Source organism: Mucilaginibacter arboris (assembly GCF_009754915.1).
Classification (GTDB): domain Bacteria; phylum Bacteroidota; class Bacteroidia; order Sphingobacteriales; family Sphingobacteriaceae; genus Mucilaginibacter_A; species Mucilaginibacter_A arboris.
This window is the reverse complement of the sequence record NZ_WPIK01000006.1, coordinates 93611-111091: the sequence shown is the minus strand read 5'-3', so window position 1 is coordinate 111091 and position 17481 is coordinate 93611. Positions and strand designations below refer to the sequence as shown.

21 protein-coding genes and 1 pseudogene are annotated in these 17481 nt (G+C 38.6%); 11 read left to right on the top strand and 11 right to left on the bottom strand.

Annotated features, from left to right (window positions below):
* Window positions 1-185: 185 nt before the first annotated feature.
* Together GO621_RS07985 and GO621_RS07980 are read right to left on the bottom strand one after the other, a co-directional pair.
* The gene (locus GO621_RS07985; RefSeq protein ID WP_157565829.1) at window positions 186-914 is read right to left on the bottom strand and encodes a DsbA family protein; all 729 of its coding nucleotides are present in this window, start codon (window positions 912-914) and stop codon (window positions 186-188) included.
* Window positions 915-922: 8 nt separating this feature from the next.
* Window positions 923-1864 (bottom strand): manganese catalase family protein, encoded by a 942-nt coding sequence (locus tag GO621_RS07980; protein WP_157565827.1) that lies wholly within the window; start codon window positions 1862-1864, stop codon window positions 923-925.
* 268 nt (window positions 1865-2132) lie between these two features.
* Here GO621_RS07980 and GO621_RS07975 point away from each other — a divergent pair, with 268 nt between their 5' ends.
* Window positions 2133-2444, top strand: coding sequence for a hypothetical protein (locus tag GO621_RS07975; RefSeq protein ID WP_157565825.1), 312 nt, complete (start codon window positions 2133-2135; stop codon window positions 2442-2444).
* A gap of 1 nt (window position 2445) precedes the next feature.
* Here GO621_RS07975 and kdsB read toward each other — a convergent pair whose 3' ends face one another.
* The 3 genes from kdsB to trpS all read right to left on the bottom strand — a co-directional run bounded on the left by kdsB (window position 2446) and on the right by trpS (window position 5033).
* Window positions 2446-3195 carry a 3-deoxy-manno-octulosonate cytidylyltransferase gene (kdsB, locus tag GO621_RS07970; protein WP_157566092.1) on the bottom strand — a complete coding sequence of 250 codons (750 nt, stop codon included), beginning with the start codon at window positions 3193-3195 and terminating at the stop codon, window positions 2446-2448.
* A gap of 124 nt (window positions 3196-3319) precedes the next feature.
* Window positions 3320-3934 (bottom strand): deoxynucleoside kinase, encoded by a 615-nt coding sequence (locus GO621_RS07965; RefSeq protein ID WP_157565823.1) that lies wholly within the window; start codon window positions 3932-3934, stop codon window positions 3320-3322.
* A 103-nt stretch (window positions 3935-4037) separates the two neighbouring features.
* The gene (gene trpS, locus GO621_RS07960) at window positions 4038-5033 is read right to left on the bottom strand and encodes a tryptophan--tRNA ligase (RefSeq protein WP_157565821.1); all 996 of its coding nucleotides are present in this window, start codon (window positions 5031-5033) and stop codon (window positions 4038-4040) included.
* A 39-nt stretch (window positions 5034-5072) separates the two neighbouring features.
* Between trpS and GO621_RS07955 the strand changes: the two genes are divergently transcribed.
* Window positions 5073-5828 carry a lysophospholipid acyltransferase family protein gene (locus GO621_RS07955; protein ID WP_157565819.1) on the top strand — a complete coding sequence of 252 codons (756 nt, stop codon included), beginning with the start codon at window positions 5073-5075 and terminating at the stop codon, window positions 5826-5828.
* A complete protein-coding gene (gene gatC / locus GO621_RS07950) occupies window positions 5800-6090 on the top strand; it encodes an Asp-tRNA(Asn)/Glu-tRNA(Gln) amidotransferase subunit GatC (RefSeq protein ID WP_157565817.1) in 291 nt (96 codons plus the stop codon). Before GO621_RS07955 ends, gatC begins: the two co-directional genes overlap by 29 nt.
* A 61-nt stretch (window positions 6091-6151) precedes the next feature.
* Here gatC and GO621_RS07945 read toward each other — a convergent pair whose 3' ends face one another.
* Window positions 6152-7132 (bottom strand): chitinase, encoded by a 981-nt coding sequence (locus tag GO621_RS07945; RefSeq protein ID WP_157565815.1) that lies wholly within the window; start codon window positions 7130-7132, stop codon window positions 6152-6154.
* A 117-nt stretch (window positions 7133-7249) separates the two neighbouring features.
* On the opposite strand from GO621_RS07945, the gene GO621_RS07940 reads away from it, so the two are divergent.
* The 3 genes from GO621_RS07940 (at window position 7250) to GO621_RS07930 (ending at window position 8412) form a co-directional block, all read left to right on the top strand.
* The gene (locus tag GO621_RS07940) at window positions 7250-7798 is read left to right on the top strand and encodes a cob(I)yrinic acid a,c-diamide adenosyltransferase (RefSeq protein WP_157565813.1); all 549 of its coding nucleotides are present in this window, start codon (window positions 7250-7252) and stop codon (window positions 7796-7798) included.
* 71 nt (window positions 7799-7869) lie between these two features.
* A complete protein-coding gene (locus GO621_RS07935; RefSeq protein WP_002996718.1) occupies window positions 7870-8091 on the top strand; it encodes a DUF2795 domain-containing protein in 222 nt (73 codons plus the stop codon).
* A gap of 159 nt (window positions 8092-8250) precedes the next feature.
* Entirely contained in the window at window positions 8251-8412 is a 162-nt protein-coding gene (locus GO621_RS07930) for a lmo0937 family membrane protein (RefSeq protein ID WP_157565811.1), read from the top strand.
* 31 nt (window positions 8413-8443) lie between these two features.
* On the opposite strand, the gene GO621_RS07925 is transcribed toward GO621_RS07930, so the two are convergent.
* Complete coding sequence (locus GO621_RS07925) at window positions 8444-9121, bottom strand: 2-C-methyl-D-erythritol 4-phosphate cytidylyltransferase (RefSeq protein ID WP_157565809.1); 678 nt, start codon at window positions 9119-9121, stop codon at window positions 8444-8446.
* A gap of 44 nt (window positions 9122-9165) precedes the next feature.
* Window positions 9166-10215, bottom strand: a complete 1050-nt coding sequence (gene queA / locus GO621_RS07920; RefSeq protein WP_157565807.1) for a tRNA preQ1(34) S-adenosylmethionine ribosyltransferase-isomerase QueA — start codon at window positions 10213-10215, stop codon at window positions 9166-9168.
* Between the two features lie 208 nt (window positions 10216-10423).
* Between queA and GO621_RS07915 the strand changes: the two genes are divergently transcribed.
* The 4 genes from GO621_RS07915 (at window position 10424) to GO621_RS07900 (ending at window position 14610) form a co-directional block, all read left to right on the top strand.
* Window positions 10424-11776 (top strand): sensor histidine kinase, encoded by a 1353-nt coding sequence (locus GO621_RS07915; protein ID WP_157565806.1) that lies wholly within the window; start codon window positions 10424-10426, stop codon window positions 11774-11776.
* Between the two features lie 25 nt (window positions 11777-11801).
* Window positions 11802-12179, top strand: a complete 378-nt coding sequence (locus GO621_RS07910; RefSeq protein WP_157565804.1) for a response regulator — start codon at window positions 11802-11804, stop codon at window positions 12177-12179.
* Window positions 12179-13222 carry an adenylate/guanylate cyclase domain-containing protein gene (locus GO621_RS07905; protein WP_157565802.1) on the top strand — a complete coding sequence of 348 codons (1044 nt, stop codon included), beginning with the start codon at window positions 12179-12181 and terminating at the stop codon, window positions 13220-13222. The genes GO621_RS07910 and GO621_RS07905 overlap by 1 nt, the downstream gene beginning before the upstream one ends.
* Window positions 13223-13323: 101 nt before the next feature.
* Window positions 13324-14610 carry a citrate synthase gene (locus GO621_RS07900; RefSeq protein ID WP_157565800.1) on the top strand — a complete coding sequence of 429 codons (1287 nt, stop codon included), beginning with the start codon at window positions 13324-13326 and terminating at the stop codon, window positions 14608-14610.
* A gap of 190 nt (window positions 14611-14800) precedes the next feature.
* Here the strand turns inward: GO621_RS07900 and GO621_RS07895 are convergent, their stop codons facing one another.
* From GO621_RS07895 to GO621_RS07885, 3 genes and pseudogenes are all read right to left on the bottom strand, one after another.
* Window positions 14801-16078, bottom strand: coding sequence for a NupC/NupG family nucleoside CNT transporter (locus GO621_RS07895; protein WP_157565798.1), 1278 nt, complete (start codon window positions 16076-16078; stop codon window positions 14801-14803).
* A gap of 74 nt (window positions 16079-16152) precedes the next feature.
* Window positions 16153-16755 carry a bifunctional nuclease family protein gene (locus tag GO621_RS07890; RefSeq protein ID WP_157565796.1) on the bottom strand — a complete coding sequence of 201 codons (603 nt, stop codon included), beginning with the start codon at window positions 16753-16755 and terminating at the stop codon, window positions 16153-16155.
* A gap of 70 nt (window positions 16756-16825) precedes the next feature.
* A pseudogene (locus GO621_RS07885) lies at window positions 16826-17086 on the bottom strand (electron transfer flavoprotein subunit beta/FixA family protein); the annotation flags it as partial.
* Between the two features lie 42 nt (window positions 17087-17128).
* On the opposite strand from GO621_RS07885, the gene GO621_RS07880 reads away from it, so the two are divergent.
* On the top strand, window positions 17129-17470 hold the full coding sequence (locus GO621_RS07880) for a tetratricopeptide repeat protein (RefSeq protein ID WP_157565792.1): 342 nt from the start codon (window positions 17129-17131) through the stop codon (window positions 17468-17470).
* Window positions 17471-17481: the final 11 nt, after the last annotated feature.

Sequence of the window (17481 nt, the reverse complement as noted above, 5' to 3'; positions counted from 1 at the left end):
TTTAAATATGCAATTGTAGGAATTAGTATTTGAACTGATTGTAAAAGAAACGTCGTTATTTAACAGGAGGCTGAATTAAATGCCTGAAACTTATATCCCTGTGACAGTAGCAATTATTGATGAAGATAAATTATTTGGAGAAAATAACCCTTTTTTAATATTTGAAGCCATTTGAACAGGTAAATTTATCCTTTCTGTTCAGCAGTATTGCCCAGTATTTCGGGAGCAATTACCTGAATTGCCTGAAGCAGGACTTCGTAAGGGCGGTAACCTGTTATCATAATTCCGGATTGGCCAGGTTTATGAAGGGTTAAGGTAGGAAAGCGGCCAATACGGTTATAACGGACTTTTTGCAGATCATTTCTGAACAGTTCCAGGCTTTTTTCACTGCTGATATCTTCTAAAAACTGATTGTAGTCTAAAAGGCCAGGGTTTTCTTTAGAAAATTTTTGGGCTATTGCTGCTAATACTTCCGGCTGTGCAATATTTTGTTTGTGTACCATTACGGCTTCACGAAGCTTAAACAAATATTTTTCGCCAGCTTCTTTAGATTGCATTTCTGCACTTTTTACAGCAATACAAGCCGGATAGGAAGAAGTTGGAGGATCTTCTACCCATATCTGCGGATCAATTACGGCATCTGTAATTTGTGCGGCTTCCATCCATAGTGGCCCTAATTGTGCCGGCCGGCTAATATCATTCATGGGGTCCTGGTAATTTTTCCAATCAGGAATCAATCCGCCCATACAATAAGCATAAGTAATAACAGCAGAAAATTCTTTTAACAACCTTTGCCAATGCTGCTCGAATGCCCAGCTCCAGCAACAAAGCGGATCGGTATAGTATTCTATAACTAACCGGTCCGCTTCTTTTACGGGTAAAAAATTGATGTTTTGTTCTAATTGCAAAGACATCAACAAAACTACTTAGAATCAGGATAAGTGCTCCATTGGTTTTCACCTGTTGGAACAGCACTTTTAACTTCATCGCTTCGTTCTTCGCTTAACGCTTTGTTCATTTTCTCTACTGATTTTTCTGTACGGTCTGTTCCTTTTGGTTTTAACCCTTGCAATCCGCTTGTTTCCTGTACAAATGCTAACGGATCAGCAATGTATTGCCAGGTTTCTCCTAATTGAGAGCTTTTACCTTCATTCCACGGGCCAGTTGCATCTGCACCGTTAGACATGTTATAATAGGTATTGCTATGTCTTGGATCGCCTTGCAAAATACCCGGAGGGAAATTAGGCTGGATGGTATTTAATGCAGCTTCAAATTGCTGGTAATGGGTTACTTCCCGTGTCATTAAAAAACGTAACGTTTCTTTAACGTAAGGATCGTCAGTAAATTTCATCAGATACTCATACACAATTTTTGCACGGGATTCTGATGCAATATTAGAACGTAAATCAACAGTCAGGTCGCCGTTGGCAGTTACGTAAGCAGCTGTCCAGGGATTGCCGTTGCTATCCGTTAAAGTTGGGCCGCCGCCGCTTAAAACTGTAAATTGCGGGTTAAACATAGCTTCGTGCATAAAATCTTCTTTTGCAGCTTTGCCATCCATCAATTTCATGATTTCTGATTCTTCTACCGCATTTTTTAACTCGCCGTTTACACCGCCTAATAACATTTGGATAGTTGCACCAACAATTTCAAGGTGACTAAATTCTTCTGTGGCAATATCCATCAACAGATCATACTTGTCCGGGTAAGGTTGTTTACAGGTAAAAGCCTGTGTGAAATATTGCATGGCAGCTTTTAATTCGCCATTGCTGCCGCCAAATTGTTCTAACAGCAAGCGTGCGAAACGTGGATCAGGTTTTGATACCCTGGCATTAAACTGAAGTTCTTTTACATGATAAAACATACGTTTTTAATTTAGTAGGACGTGAATGATAATTTAGTAGGAAGTGAATGATTAATTCTGACACTTACTACTTCAACAATAATTACAGCAATACGTTTTAATTATTAGGAAATGAATTTCAAAGGTTTTAATTATAAACAAATTGAAAACATAACTTCCTTTTTGTTGGTCACTATCAATTTTGTAGGCAAAAAGAGTAAACATATCTGTTAAACAGTAGTTATATTTCCAGATTAAATTTTATATTTGGTCACCAACCTAAATTATTATGAAAACCGAATTATTAAAAGAATTATCTGTATTGCATACCAAAGTTGCTGCATTAAAAGTATATGATAGCGAAAGTGCCGCACTGCTTAAACAATATAACCAGGAGTTTGAAGCAATATTAACCCGGTTGCTTGCTTTTAATGCTGATAGATTTAAAGCCCTTGCCGCTTCCCATCATAAAAAAACAATACCTGAAACACACGATGTGGATGTGCACGATGATACGGCCAGCAGTCATGGTTTTTACGATAGCGTTGCTGATTTAAACAACTGCATTAACGATTCGATTGGAACGATGAACAGTATTTAGTTTATTGGCTGTCTGCAGAATACTTTTTCAGTACGTTTTCCAGATCTGCCGGCGTATCAACTGCTAATGTTTCCAGTTCGGTTTCGGCAACTTTAATTCGATAGCCGTTCTCTATCCAACGCAGTTGCTCTAAACTTTCTGCTTTTTCTAAGGTTGAAACAGGCAGTTTGGTAATTTCCTGCAAAATATCAGCACGGTAACCATAAATACCGATATGCTTATAAAAGGTATGATGCTGCAACCAGTTTTGCAACTGCTGTCCGCGGATGTACGGAATAACCGAACGCGAAAAATATATAGCTTCAGAACGGTTGTTTAAAACAACTTTTGGTGTATTGGGATTATGAAGTTCCTCGTCCTGCTCAATTTTTTTTACTAAAGTAGCCAGCTCTGTTTTTTTATCGATAAAACAAGCAGCAACTTTGGTAATTTGTTCCGGGTTGATAAAAGGTTCATCGCCCTGAATATTAATTACCACATCAAACTCAGGAAAAGCAGCAGAAACTTCGGCACAACGATCTGTACCGCTCTGATGATACAGCGAAGTCATTACAGCTTTGCCGCCAAATTGCTGTACATGTTCTAAAATCTGCTGCTCATCGGTAGCAATAATCACTTCATTTAAAATAGTACATTTTTTAGCTTGTTCGTAAACTCTTTGAACCATGCTTTTTCCGGCAATATCAACTATTGCTTTAGCAGGAAAGCGGGTAGAAGCGTAGCGGGCCGGAATGATGCCGAGAATTTTCATTGGTTCAGTTCTGGAGTTTTCAGTTGTAAGTTCTGTATTTGCCATCCCGAGCTTGTTGAAGGATTATTGCCGGTAAAAGAAGCATCGTATAAATTTAGTTGAAACCAGTAATGCTGATTAACAACTAAAACAGCCCATTTATTTCAACTTCAATTTTTTCAATTACAGAACCTAAGTCTTCCGTATTGTTGGCAAAATCTAATTTGTCTTTATCCAGTATTAACAACTTGCCGCTTTTATAGCCTTGGATCCATTTGGTATATTTTTCGTTCAACTTAGAAAGATAATCCAGGCGGATGCCAATTTCGTATTCCCGGCCACGGCGCTGAATATTGTTTACCAAAGTTGGAACCGAAGCTTTCAGGTAAATCAACAAATCAGGAGGTTTGATAAAAGAGGTAATGTTATCAAAAATCTTGCGGTAGTTTTCGTAATCCCTTTCCGTCATTAAATCCATATCACGCAGGTTGGCCGCAAAAATGAAAGCATCTTCATAAATTGTCCGGTCCTGGATAATATTGACGTTACTTTTCTGGATTTCCATAATTTGCTGAAAGCGGCTGTTTAAAAAGAAAATCTGCAAGTTAAAACTCCAGCGTTTCATGTCGCTGTAAAAATCTTCCAAATACGGATTGTTTTCTACAGATTCGTACTGCGGCAGCCAGCCATAATTCTTTGCTAATAATTCGGTTAATGTGGTTTTTCCGGCTCCAATATTTCCAACAACGGCAATGTGCATTTGGGTTGATAGTTTTTAGTTAATAGTTCATGGTAAAGCAATTGCGATTGGGTTTTGGTTGAGAGCTATGAACGATGAACTATCTTCCATGAACCTTTCTAAATCAAAATTTCTTAAAACCAATAATTTCCCTTACTTCTTTAATGGTTTTTTGCGCGCTTTCGCGTGCTTTTACGGCACCATAACGGCTTACTTGCCGCAAGTAAGCCTCATCTTTAGCAATATCTTCAATCCGTTCGCGAATTGGCGCAGTTGCAACGATCATATCTTCTGCCAACTGCTTTTTAAAATCGCCGTACCGGATCTGGCATTTGTTGTACAAATTATTAAAATGTGCTACAGTATCCGCAGAAGAAACTACTTGCATCAAATCAAACAGGTTTTGTATTTCGGTTGGTTTAGGTTGATTTTCTTCAGTCGGGCCACTATCTGTAACCGCACGCATTACTTTTTTACGGATTGCTTCCGGCGGATCTGATAAAAACACGGCATTTCCTTCGCCTTCAGATTTTCCCATTTTCCCTTTTCCATCCAACCCCGGAATTTTAACTAAATTTTCGCTAAAGTTGAACGCGTAAGGTTCCGGAAAATATTCGTGCTGGTACAAACGGTTAAAACGGTTGCCAAAAGTGCGCGCCATTTCCAGGTGCTGCTCCTGGTCTTTCCCAACCGGAACTTTAGTTGCCCGATGAATTAAAATATCCGCAGCCATTAAAACCGGGTAAGTTAATAAACCAGCATTTACATTTTCGGGCTGCGCACGAATTTTATCCTTAAAAGAAGCACCGCGCTCCAGTTCGCCCAAATACGCATTCATGTTGAGGTACAGATACAGTTCTGCAACTTCCGGCACTTCAGATTGTACATAAATTGTTGCTTTTTCCGGGTCAATCCCTGCTGCCAGGTATTCTACCAAAACCTGTTTTACATTGCTATGTAAATTGGCAGGTGTTGGATGCGTAGTTAACGAATGCAGATCGGCAATAAAGAAAAAACAGTTGTATTCGTGCTGCATCTTCACGAAATTTTGTACGGCTCCGTAATAATTGCCCAGGTGCAATTTTCCGGTAGAGCGTATGCCGCTAAGAACAGTTTCCATAGGTGGCGAAAGTAAGGAATTTTTATATTTTTGATGCTGATGAAATTATCGATCAGGAAGCTGCACACTTATTTTTATATGTTTTGCGTGCTTCTTTTATACCTCTTTTTTTATCCTTTTTTTTATTATTTCTCCCGTAAGGAAAGCCGCTATCCAACCTTAAACAAGTTACGCAGGCTTTGGGCAAAATTGAGTTCGGGAATTAGCGGTATTTTTTACAGCTTTGAGTATGAGGTGCCGGTTGACTGGAAAAAAACCTATATCATTTGCCCGAACCATACTTCTAACCTGGATGTTTCCTGGGTAACTATCCTCACCAAAAATAATTTTAGTTTTATGGGGAAGGAGGAGTTGCTGCAAAACCCAACTACCAGATTATTTTTTAAAACGATTGATATCCCGGTTAAACGCGATAGTAATATGGCGGCTTTCCGGGCTTTTAAAAGGGTTTCTAAATATCTGAAAAACGGAATTACGATGATTATCTTTCCTGAAGGTAAAATTGCAGATATTTATCCGCCGCAATTACAGGAATTTAAGAACGGGCCATTTCGGCTGGCTATTGAACAACAAACGGCCATTATTCCGGTTACTTCTTTTAACACCTGGAAAATATTGTGGGACGATGGTTTAAAGTATGGCAGCCGGACAGGAATTTGCAATATTTACATTCACAAACCAATAGAAACTGTAGGTTTGAAACTTACAGATGCAGATGCTTTACGCGATAAGGTTTTCCGCATTATCAACCAAAAACTGAAGGAATATGAAGATAGACACGAATACAGTAGATAAAATTGCGAAACTGGCACGGTTGGAAATTGCACCGGAAGAGAAAGAAAACGTTATCAAAGACCTTAGCAAGATCCTTTCTTTTATGGAGAAGCTGAATGAGCTGGACACAACCGGCGTTGAACCTTTAGTTTACATGAGTGCCGGCGTAAACATTACCAGAAATGATGTGGTAAAAGAAGTAATTACGCACGAAGAAGCCTTACAAAATGCACCAGACCATGATGCAGATTATTTTAAAATACCAAAAGTGATTGAGAAGTGAAACAGGTATCAGGTGTGAGGTATCAACAATCAGTTGCAACCTCATACCTCAAAGCTTTCTCTCACGGATACGGCTGCATTTTCCCACAGGAACAAGCACAGTTAGTATCAGCAACTTGTAACTTTTTTAAAAAAAGCTGGTAAAAACCAATGCGGTCGTTCATATCGAAGTTTTTATCTCCTTTGTTGCATTCAATGCCACCGTTGATGATGTTGGTTGTCATGCCAAAACCTGCAACACGTCCTGCTGCTTTATCAGCTTCTGTTGGCTGCCAGTTTCCGGCCATAACATCATGCGCAGCAGGTTTTGCATTTTGCGGCATCATCCAGAAATAGATAGCTGTTTTAAAAGCCGTCACCGCATCGGCTGTTACCAGGTCCGGGTTTTGCAACAGCTTGTTTTTATCCCCAAAAATACAATCGCTGGCAAAACCATAGTTGCCGTTGTAGCTTAGTTGCAAGGGGCCGCGGCCATAATATTTCTTTCCTGGAACAGCAGGATAAACATTATTCGGACTGGTATAAGTTAGTTTGGTATTCAGTTCATGCAAAAACATCAGGCCGTCATTGTATTTGCCATCTTCGCCGCCGCGCGTTTCGTGTGCGCACTGGGCTAAAAAAGCAGCCAGCTCTTTTTTATTGGTTTCCGGGCTTTTTTCTGAACAGAAAGCGCTAAAATTAACGGTAAAAGAAGTGTATTTTTTTTGCTGTGCCCAGGCTTCGTTCCAGTCGGCATCCTGCCTCACTACAGTTGATTTACCGGTTGTTAAATCTGTACGCGTAATTTTATACATCCATACATCTCTTTTTTCTACCTTGATTTTTACTGCGGATAACTCTTTTACAGCTTTTAAAAATGATGGATAAGTATAAAACTTGTTACGCATCGGAAAAAAATCATTAAAAATCTTCTCCGCAAAAAAAATATTTAAAGGCGTATTGGCAGCAAATGATATTTTTGCAGGAACAACAACCGGGTTTTTAAAACCGGTAAATAAGGTATTAGTCAGGACAAAAGCACTTAAAATGAGCAATCTTTTCATTATTTTATAGGGATAAAAGAAGCATCCAAGATATTTATAAAACTTAATTATTGTAATGCTTCTTTTACCGGCAATTTTTCTACCTAAACAAACTAAAGCAAAATTAATTGTATCAGCATGAAACTTTATACCAAAACGGGCGATGATGGTTATACTTCCTTAATTGGCGGAACGCGTGTCCCAAAGTATCACCTGCGGATTGAAAGTTACGGTACGGTTGATGAACTGAACAGTTATATCGGCTTGATCCGCGGTCAGGAATTGGATGAAAAGGAGCAGTTGATGCTTAAAGAAATACAAGACAGATTGTTTACGATTGGTTCTTCCTTAGCTGCTGACCCTGAAAAATCCAAAATGAAAATCCCTGATCTTAAACTTGATGACATTGAATTGCTGGAAACAGAAATAGACAGAATGGAAGCAACTTTGCCCGGATTGAAACATTTTATCCTGCCTGGCGGTAATAATGCCATTTCGTTTTGTCATTTGGCCAGATGCGTTTGCCGGCGTGCAGAAAGAATTACCATACAGTTGTCAGAAAGTAGTTTTGTAGAAGAAAAAGTGAAAGTTTACCTGAACAGATTGAGTGATTACTTGTTCGTGCTGGCAAGAAAGATTGGTTATGATCAAAATATAGCAGAAAGCCTGTGGAACCCGAGGAATTAATCTGCTAAAAAATTTTAATAATCATTTTAAAATATTATACTTTTGCGAACTTTTTAAATAATAGAATTATTATGTATTGGACATTAGAATTAGCATCACATTTAGAAGATGCACCATGGCCGGCAACTAAAGATGAGCTGATTGATTATGCAATACGATCAGGAGCGCCGGTTGAGGTAATTGAGAATTTACAGGCTTTGGAAGATGATGGCGAGCCTTATGAAAATATAGAAGAAATCTGGCCTGATTACCCGACAAAAGACGATTTCTTTTTTAACGAAGACGAGTATTAGAATTATTAGTGAAAATGGTTACGGGTTATAGTTTCTAGTTAGGATAGATGGCATATAACTTCTCTTTTTAACTATTATTGCCTGAAGTTGATTTCTGGAACAATTTTAGCTTTTAGATGTTTAAAATCTACTAAAACACTAAACTAAAACTTAAAAACAATGGGAAATCTACTGTACCTTATCGCCGTAATTTTAATTATTTTATGGGTAATCGGCTTCTTGTTCCACGGGTTGGGGACTTTTGGAGACGGAGGAATAATTCACGTATTACTTGTTATTGCTGTTATTATAATCCTTTTAAAGGTAATAAGAAGGGCATAATATTTTTTAAATAAAATGAAAAGAGCCGTATTTAGCGGCTCTTTTCATTTAAAATCAATTCTGCCATCAGTAAATCGGCAGGGAAAGTTATTTTAAAATTATCAGGGTCTCCCGGTAACAAGTTAATCCTTATACCAAAACTTTCTGCCACACTTGCATCATCTGTAAATTCCTCTTTGTATTCCTGCTGATAGGCCTTTTTTATCATTTCAGATTGAAAGGTTTGCGGTGTTTGTACCAAAAATACTTCGTTTCTGTTTAAATTTTGCGAAACACCATTTGCTTTTTGCCAGCGTACAGAATCTTTACTGGGAACGGCAACCACTGAATTTCCTTCAGTTAATGCCTGCTGATATGCTTTTGAGATAATTGCTGTACTGATTAATGGGCGCACAGCATCATGAATGGCAATAACAGACGTTTCGTTAATTGTATCGATAGCATTTTTTACACTCTGAAACCTGGTATTTCCGCCTGCAATTAAAGTATGCGGAACAGTAAACTGGTGCTCTGCACACAGTTGTTCCCAGAAACTAAATTGCTGTTTATTCAACACAACCATAATCTCCGGTTTTTCCGCAGAAGCAGAAAAAGCTGTTATGGTGTGCATAATAACAGGCTTCCCGGCCAGCAACATAAATTGTTTAGGAAGCTGTGCATTCATCCTCGTTCCGGAACCTCCTGCTACTATTACTGCAAAAAATTTCATAGAACTAATAACGGCCTGCAATTTTTAGGTGCTAAAAGAAGCATTTAGATAATCAGCATGGCATCACCATAACTGTAAAAACGATATTTTTCTTTTACGGCCACTTCGTAAGCATTCATTACGTTTTCGTAACCGCCAAAGGCAGAAACCATCATTAGCAAAGTAGATTCTGGCGTATGAAAATTAGTGATCATGCAATTGGCAATGCTAAAATCATACGGCGGAAAAATGAATTTGCTGGTCCAGTCGTTGGCTGCTTTTAAAGTATGATTGGCCGAAACGGCTGATTCAATGGCACGCATAGAAGTTGTGCCAACCGCACAAATGCGTTTTTTTGCTTCGATGCCGCGGTTTACAATATCAGCTTGTTTTTGCTCTATAATAAACTGCTCCGAATCCATTTTATGTTTGGTCAAATCTTCTACCTCAACCGGGCGGAAAGTACCCAGGCCAACATGCAAAGTTACTTCTGCAAATTCTACACCTTTTAGTTCCAGGCGTTTCATCAATTCACGGCTGAAATGTAAACCGGCAGTCGGCGCAGCAACAGCGCCTTCATTTTTAGCAAAAATAGTTTGGTAACGCTCTTTATCTTCTGCAGTTGCTTTACGTTTGATGTATTTTGGAAGCGGCGTTTCGCCTAAAATTTCTACATTTTTTCTGAATTCTTCATCCGTTCCGTCAAATAAAAACCGAATGGTACGGCCGCGGGAAGTAGTATTATCAACAACTTCGGCAATTAAAAGGTCATCATCACCAAAATACAATTTGTTTCCTACGCGGATTTTACGGGCCGGATCAACCAAAACATCCCATAAACGAAGCTCTTTGTTTAGCTCACGCAGTAAAAAAACTTCGATAGTAGCACCGGTTTTTTCTTTATTGCCATATAAACGGGCTGGGAAAACTTTGGTGTTGTTCAGGATCATTACGTCTTTATCATCAAAATAATCCAAAATATCCTTAAAAATTTTATGTTCTATTTTGCCCGAATCGCGGTGCAATACCATTAACCTGGCTTCATCCCGCTTTTCTGATGGTGTATGTGCAATTAATGATTCTGGTAAATTGAACTTAAACTGAGATAATTTCATGATTTAACGTAATAAATTTAAGGGCGCAAATGTACAAATAACAATTCTTTTTATACATAATTGTTTTTGGTTTGCAAAACCCTGCTTTTTTCATAACTAAAAAAATCACGGATTGATGTATAAGGTTTTACAAGCTATCTTTATTATATTAACGGTACTGTTTTTATTGCGGTAAAAGAAGCATTACCTAAACTCCAATTTTATTTTTATGTCTATAGTGCCTTTTTTGATTGCTGTCCTGCTTGTTCGGAGTATCCGAAATACTTTGAAAACTTTTAATCATCCTAAAAAGTGGGACCAGTGGGCTAATGGAAGTAATTCTGCTATTGTTTTTATATTCATCATCCAGATCATTTTTCGTCACGAACATATTTTTGATTGGATTTGGGATTTTATACTCTTGGCCATTGTTGGTATTATTTATCAGGAAGAGCAATTGCACCCGGTTAAGGCTTTTGGTCTTTCCATCGTGCCTTATGTAGTGGTATCGCTGATAAAAAATGGTTTAACACTCTTTAGTTCCGAATTTGATAATAAGTGGAGTGGCTATGTGGGAACGGCCCAAGCATTTGCTATTGTATGGATTTTTGCTTCCTGGTTCACTTCTAACCGCCAGCAGAAAGCGATGGAGAAGGAACGGGAAAAAAGACGGCAGGAAGAGGAACTGAACCGGGCAATAGCAGCGCGAAAGGTGGAACTGGAAGCAATGGTAAAGGAGCGTACGGCAGCTTTGCAGCAGCAAAAAGAAGAATTACAACATGCGCTGGCAGAACTGCGGACAACACAAGACCAACTCATCCAATCCGAAAAATTGGCTTCTTTAGGCGAACTGACAGCAGGAATTGCGCATGAAATCCAAAACCCATTAAACTTCGTCAACAACTTCTCGGAAGTAAGCGCAGAACTGGTGGATGAAATGGAAGAAGAACTGGAAAAAGGTGATGTAAAAGAAGCATCAGCCATAGCTGCTGATATCAAACAAAACCTGGAAAAGATACGGCACCACGGAAAACGTGCAGACGGCATTGTAAAAGGCATGCTGCAACACTCGCGCAATAACAGCGGCGAGCGGCAGCTAACAGATATTAATAATTTAGCAGATGAATATCTGCGGTTAAGCTACCATGGTTTGCGGGCTAAAGACAAAACCTTTAACGCTACAATGACTACACATTTCGCGGAAAATCTTCCTAAAATAAACATTGTTCCGCAAGATATTGGAAGGGTTTTGCTTAACCTTTTTAACAATGCTTTTTATGCTACCCAGCAGAAGCAAAAAACAGCAGGGGCAGCTTACAAACCGGAGGTTACGGTGAGTACTTCTTTTACCGATACTTTTTTAGAGATCAAAGTAAAAGACAATGGGATGGGCATTCCGGAAGAAATTCAAGATAAGATATTACAACCTTTTTTCACTACAAAACCAACAGGTGAAGGAACAGGACTGGGCTTAAGTTTAAGTTATGATATTGTGGTAAAAGGACATAGTGGAAGTATAAATATTAACAGCAAAGAAGGTGTAGGTTCTGAATTTATTATTAATTTGCCTTTGCGCACTTAACTATTAATTATATTTAAACAGTTATATGAAAGTATTAGTAGTGGATGACGAGCCGGATGTACAACCGCTTTTTATGCAGCGTTTCCGTAAAGAAATTAAAAACAGAGAAGTCGAATTCAGCTTTGCCCTTTCCGGCGAAGAAGCTTTGAATTACCTACACCGGGATGGTTCTGAAATTGTACTGATTTTATCTGACATCAATATGCCTGGAATGAGTGGCCTGGATTTGCTGAAAGAGATCAGGCATGAACATCTTTCAGCCCCTCCTTATGTCATGATGATTACGGCTTATGGCGATCAGGAAAACTATCAGCAGGCTATGCAAAATGGTGCTAACGATTTTTTAACCAAACCAGTAGATTTTAATAGTCTAAAAGAAAAACTAAAAACCTTTGTTTCATAATGGCTAAAATTTTAGTAGTGGATGATGAAGCCGATCTGGAACTCTTGGTTAAGCAAAAGTTCCGGCGAAAAATCAGAGAAAATGTTTATGAATTTGTATTTGCACAAAATGGTGCCGAAGCATTAGAAAAATTGCAGCAGCACCCGGATTTAGATATAATTTTAAGTGATATTAACATGCCGGTAATGGATGGTTTAACCTTATTGAGTAAGCTTACAGAAATAAACCCTGTTATAAAAGCAGTAATGGTTTCGGCTTATGGAGATATGGCAAACATCAGGACGGCAATGAACAGGGGTGCTTTTGATTTTGTTTGTAAGCCGGTTGATTTTGAGGATCTGGACCTCACGATGGAAAAAACGATCCGACATGTTAAACAATTACAGCAAACATTAAGGGCAATTAAGGAAAACGATATTTTAAAAATGTATGTTGATGAGAACGTACTAAACTTTATGACACATAAGGAGTTTGAAAACGACCTTATGAGAAATGAAGCGCTGGAAGCCACCATCATTTTTATTGATGTTTGCAGTTTTACAGCTATAACAGAACAATTTCCGGCAAATACAGTAGTGAATTTGTTAAACAGCCTGTTTGATAAAATTGTAAAAGAAATTATTGCGCAGGGAGGCCACATCGATAAATTTATTGGTGACGCAGTAATGGCCGTTTTTAGAGGTAACAACCATCTGGAACGCGCTATTCATGCTGCTTTATGGGTAAAAAAGGAAATTGGTACAATTGAAGAAATAAAAGCAGGAAACAAAATATTTAAGCTCGAAATTTCCATTGGTATTAATTCGGGTGAAGTTGTTTCCGGTAATATCGGTTCTGTTTCCTTGAAGCGGCTTGATTATACCGTTATTGGCGATGCTGTAAATACTGCCCAACGGCTGCAGTCTGTTGGAAAACCAAGCCAGGTCCTGGTGAACGAACAAGTTTATGAACAGGTTCAAGGATCATTTAAATTTCAAAAGATTGGTTCAGTAAACTTAAAAAACAAAGCAATGCCGGTTGTAGTTTATGAAGTATTAGGGTGAAAATTTGAAAGTGTTTGAAACTCAAATTTTACAATAATATCATAACGCAAACATCAAAAGTAGCCGGATTTATTTACTTTTGAGCTTTAACCTATATCTCCATGCCAGAAACAGCACAAATAAAGCTTTCAGATAAAACCTACGATTTGCCTGTAATTACAGGGACAGAAAATGAAAAAGCAGTTGATATTGCTAAACTTCGTGATTTAACCGGTTATATTACTTTAGATACTGGCTACAAAAATACAGGTGCAACAAAAAGTGCCATTACTTTTTTGGATGGAGAACAAGGCATTTTAAGGTACCGGGGTTATTCAATTGAGCAATTGGCAGAAAAATCAACTTTTATGGAAGTTGCTTTTTTATTGATTTATGGAGAACTGCCAACCGAAAAACAAATTGCTGATTTTGAGCATGAAATTAGTCATCATACACTTGTTCATGAAGATATGAAGAAGTTTTTTGATGGTTTTCCCAGTCATTCCCATCCCATGGGGCAATTAGGGTCATTGGTTTGTTCCCTTTCTGCTTTCTATCCAGAATCATTAAAAAATAACCAAACCGAGGAGGAGATCAATTTAACCATCATTAAAATGCTGGCTAAAATGAGTACGATTGTTTCCTGGATATACAAGAAATCATTTGGCCATCCGGTTATTTATCCGCAGAATAAATATGATTATGTAAGCAACTTTTTGCACATGACTTTTGGCCAGCGTACAGAAGAAGTAGCTGTTGACCCGGTTTTGGTTGATGTAATGAACAAACTGCTTATTTTACATGCAGACCATGAGCAAAACTGTTCTACTTCAACCGTTCGTATCGTTGGTTCTTCGGATTGTAATTTATATGCTTCTATTTCTGCCGGAATTTCTGCTTTGTGGGGCCCGCTTCATGGCGGCGCAAACCAGGCGGTGATTGAAATGCTGGAGCAAATCAAAAATGATGGCGGCGATACACAAAAATGGATTGCCAAAGCAAAAGATAAAAATGACTCTTTCCGTTTAATGGGTTTTGGCCATCGCGTTTATAAAAACTTTGATCCCCGTGCCAAAATCATAAAAAAAGCATGCGATGATGTGTTGGAAAAATTAGGCGTGAACGACCCGGTCCTGGCAATAGCCAAACAACTGGAAGAAGTAGCTTTAAAAGACGAGTATTTTGTACAGCGCAAGTTGTATCCGAATGTTGATTTTTACTCCGGTATTATTTATCGCGCTTTAGGTTTCCCGACAGAAATGTTTACCGTATTATTTGCTTTAGGCCGTTTACCGGGATGGATAGCCCAATGGAAAGAAATGAAGGTGAACAAAGAACCAATTGGCCGTCCGCGTCAGGTTTATACAGGTTCTACCTTCCGGGAATATGTAGAAATGAAAGGCAGGTAAATTATAATATAAATTTTTAGGCGATAAAAGAAGCTTCCCGAAACGGAAGCTTTTTTTATGATCTGTCATTTTCGTTTTGTCATCCCGACGATAGGAGGGATCTTCATCAAAGCGAAAGATGTGCTACTTTAAAAGAAGATTTCTCACTTTGTTCAAAATAACAGCAATGCTTCTTTTATCAACCTAAATCTTACATTAAAATACCGGCAATCGTGGCGGATAAATAAGAAGCCAGCGTTCCACAGATCAAAGCCTTCATTCCTAATTTAGCCAGATCGTGGCGGCGTGCAGGGGCTAACTCGCCTATACCACCAACTTGTATGGCTATAGAACTGAAGTTTGCAAATCCGCAAAGCGCAAAACTCGCTATTAACAAGGCTTTAGGTGTTAAGCTGGCTTTAATTTTAATCAGGTCAAGGTAAGCAACAAACTCGTTCAGCACCATTTTGGTTCCCATTAACGAGCCTACTGTTCTGACATCTTTTCCGGGAACACCCATTGCCCAGGCAAAAATAGAAAACAAAGCGCCTAAAATCTGTTTCAGGCTTAATGTTTTTAAATCGATGCCTATAAAATCAAGGCTTGCATGTAAATTATTGCCCATGAAAAAGCCTATTTTTCCTAATAAATAATCCACTAAAGCAATAATCGCAATAAAGCCAATCAGCATTGCAATTACGTTTAATCCAACTTTTAAGCCATCACTTGCACCGTGCGAAATGGCATCAACCAGATTGGCATCCACTTTTTTAATCTCCAGGGAAACTTTTCCTTTTGTTTCTGATACTTCTGTTTCCGGCCAAACAATCTTAGAAATTACCAAAGCACCAGGCGCTGCCATAATACTTGCGGCAAGTAGATATTCTGCAGGTACACCAAAAGAAATATAAACCGCCATAACGCCGCCGGCAATACAAGCCATACTGCCAGCCATAGAAGCCAGCAGTTCAGACATGGTCATGCCTTTTAAAAACGGTTTGATCATGATTTGTGCTTCAACCTGGCCCACAAATGTACTGGCTACGTTAGATAATGCTTCGGCGCCCGAAACGCCCATCACTTTGTAAACTACAACGGCAACTGCTTTTACAATGCGTTGCATAATGCCTAAATGATAAGCTACACTTACCAAAACAGCAACAAAAATGATGGTTGGAATAATGCTGAAAAAGAAAATCGTATTTACATCTGTGCCGAAAGCTTTATTCAAAAACAAGCGATCGGTAAGCGGGCCGAAAACAAAGGTGGCGCCAACATGAGAAAAATCGAGGAGTTTAGAAACCTTTTCGCCAAGCCAGGCAAAAGTAGCTTTACCAACAGGCGTTTTTAAAATAAACAGGGCTAATAGTAACTGAATGGCCAACCCTGATAAGACTACCCGGTAGTTAATTGCTTTTCTGTTGTTAGATAATAAAAAAGCAAGTGCAAAAATCAGTACAATGCCTATCAGTCCGGTAAATCTTTCCATGTATGCGTATTCAGCTTAAAATAAAGCGGAAATTAAAAATTTAGATCGGGAATTACGGAATATTTCAATAAAAATCAGGAGGATTTGCGTTTGGTCAATTCATCCCTGATTTTTGCAGCTTTTTCATAAGCTTCTTCTGATAAGGCCTCTTTCAGTTTAACCTCCAATTCTTCGGTGCTAAAAGAAGTATAGCCTTTGGCAACAGCGGCAATATTTTTTTCTTCCTGCGGGTCGGCGTTGATATTTTCCAGGTAAACAAAATCATTTCCTTCAATTACAATTCCGGCAGAAGATAAAATAAATTCGTAAGTATAAATCGGGCAGTTAAAACGGACAGCCATAGCGATGCCATCGGATGTGCGGGCATCAATTTCCATTGTTTTTTTTCCGTCGGAGCAAATTAGTTTAGAGTAAAAAATACCATCAATCAGGTTGTAAATAATTACTTCCTGTATAGTAATATGAAACGACTGTGCAAAGGTTTTAAAAAGATCATGTGTAAGTGGACGGCTTGGCGTCATCTTTTCAATTTCAATTGCGATAGCCTGTGCTTCAAAACTGCCAATTACAATTGGTAAACGCCTTCGGCCACTTATTTCTCCTAAAACCAAAGCATAAGCGCCAGATTGGGTCTGACTGTAGGACAAGCCTACAATGTCTAATTTTATTTTTTGCATGTTATTGCCCATCACAACTTATCTAATTAGCTAAAGCTAATGTTTTATAATTTTTTAAAGCCTCTGTTACAGCATTAATCCTAACCGCATCATTTGCTCCGGCAGCCAGTGCTTTTCGGATCATCGGTTCTGCACTTGCCGTTCTTACATGGATTACTGTAACCGTTCGTTTATCCTTTTCTTCCAGATCAATAGCGCGCGAAAAGGCAATTTTATCATACGGGCTCAGGATAAACTGCATGCTGCTTGTATTAAATTGCGTGTTGTTATCAGTAAAAGTTATTTTTGCTGTAGTATCTGGCACATTGCTGATACAAACCAAAATGTTCATATAAAGCTTTTTTGCAAAATTAAAAAAAATACACCGTTTAAAATGCAGCAAACCCGACTGGATAAGCTTTTAGCCTTTTTTAATGACGAGCCTGGAGATGAATTTCTTAAATACGCCCTCGCAACAGAGTATTTGCGGTTGAATGATACTGCTAAAGCACTGGAATTTTATGAAGACCTGATTAACAATCATCCGGCTTATGTAGGCACCTATTATCATTTAGGGAAATTGTACGAAGCGCTTGGCCGCAAGCCTGATGCTGTTTTTACCTATGAAAAAGGTATGGAAGTTGCACGGAAAGCAAACGACATGCATGCTTTTGCCGAATTGCAAGGCGTTCACCGAGAATTAACCGGTTGGGTGGACGAATACGAAGATGATTAATTGCTGCTGTT

Bases quoted from the DNA above. Each gene is read 5' to 3' on its own strand.
- GO621_RS07930 (WP_157565811.1), top strand. From the start codon at position 8,251: ATGGGAAATCTACTGTACCTTATCGCCGTAATTTTAATTATTTTATGG.
- queA (WP_157565807.1), bottom strand. From the start codon at position 10,215: ATGAAATTATCTCAGTTTAAGTTCAATTTACCAGAATCATTAATTGCA.
- GO621_RS07980 (WP_157565827.1), bottom strand. From the start codon at position 1,864: ATGTTTTATCATGTAAAAGAACTTCAGTTTAATGCCAGGGTATCAAAA.
- GO621_RS07955 (WP_157565819.1), top strand. From the start codon at position 5,073: ATGAAATTATCGATCAGGAAGCTGCACACTTATTTTTATATGTTTTGC.
- GO621_RS07940 (WP_157565813.1), top strand. From the start codon at position 7,250: ATGAAACTTTATACCAAAACGGGCGATGATGGTTATACTTCCTTAATT.
- kdsB (WP_157566092.1), bottom strand. From the start codon at position 3,195: ATGAAAATTCTCGGCATCATTCCGGCCCGCTACGCTTCTACCCGCTTT.
- GO621_RS07935 (WP_002996718.1), top strand. From the start codon at position 7,870: ATGTATTGGACATTAGAATTAGCATCACATTTAGAAGATGCACCATGG.
- GO621_RS07925 (WP_157565809.1), bottom strand. From the start codon at position 9,121: ATGAAATTTTTTGCAGTAATAGTAGCAGGAGGTTCCGGAACGAGGATG.
- GO621_RS07975 (WP_157565825.1), top strand. From the start codon at position 2,133: ATGAAAACCGAATTATTAAAAGAATTATCTGTATTGCATACCAAAGTT.
- GO621_RS07895 (WP_157565798.1), bottom strand. From the start codon at position 16,078: ATGGAAAGATTTACCGGACTGATAGGCATTGTACTGATTTTTGCACTT.
- GO621_RS07910 (WP_157565804.1), top strand. From the start codon at position 11,802: ATGAAAGTATTAGTAGTGGATGACGAGCCGGATGTACAACCGCTTTTT.
- GO621_RS07905 (WP_157565802.1), top strand. From the start codon at position 12,179: ATGGCTAAAATTTTAGTAGTGGATGATGAAGCCGATCTGGAACTCTTG.
- GO621_RS07915 (WP_157565806.1), top strand. From the start codon at position 10,424: ATGTCTATAGTGCCTTTTTTGATTGCTGTCCTGCTTGTTCGGAGTATC.
- GO621_RS07945 (WP_157565815.1), bottom strand. From the start codon at position 7,132: ATGAAAAGATTGCTCATTTTAAGTGCTTTTGTCCTGACTAATACCTTA.
- GO621_RS07880 (WP_157565792.1), top strand. From the start codon at position 17,129: ATGCAGCAAACCCGACTGGATAAGCTTTTAGCCTTTTTTAATGACGAG.
- GO621_RS07900 (WP_157565800.1), top strand. From the start codon at position 13,324: ATGCCAGAAACAGCACAAATAAAGCTTTCAGATAAAACCTACGATTTG.
- GO621_RS07890 (WP_157565796.1), bottom strand. From the start codon at position 16,755: ATGCAAAAAATAAAATTAGACATTGTAGGCTTGTCCTACAGTCAGACC.
- GO621_RS07985 (WP_157565829.1), bottom strand. From the start codon at position 914: ATGTCTTTGCAATTAGAACAAAACATCAATTTTTTACCCGTAAAAGAA.
- trpS (WP_157565821.1), bottom strand. From the start codon at position 5,033: ATGGAAACTGTTCTTAGCGGCATACGCTCTACCGGAAAATTGCACCTG.
- gatC (WP_157565817.1), top strand. From the start codon at position 5,800: ATGAAGATAGACACGAATACAGTAGATAAAATTGCGAAACTGGCACGG.
- GO621_RS07965 (WP_157565823.1), bottom strand. From the start codon at position 3,934: ATGCACATTGCCGTTGTTGGAAATATTGGAGCCGGAAAAACCACATTA.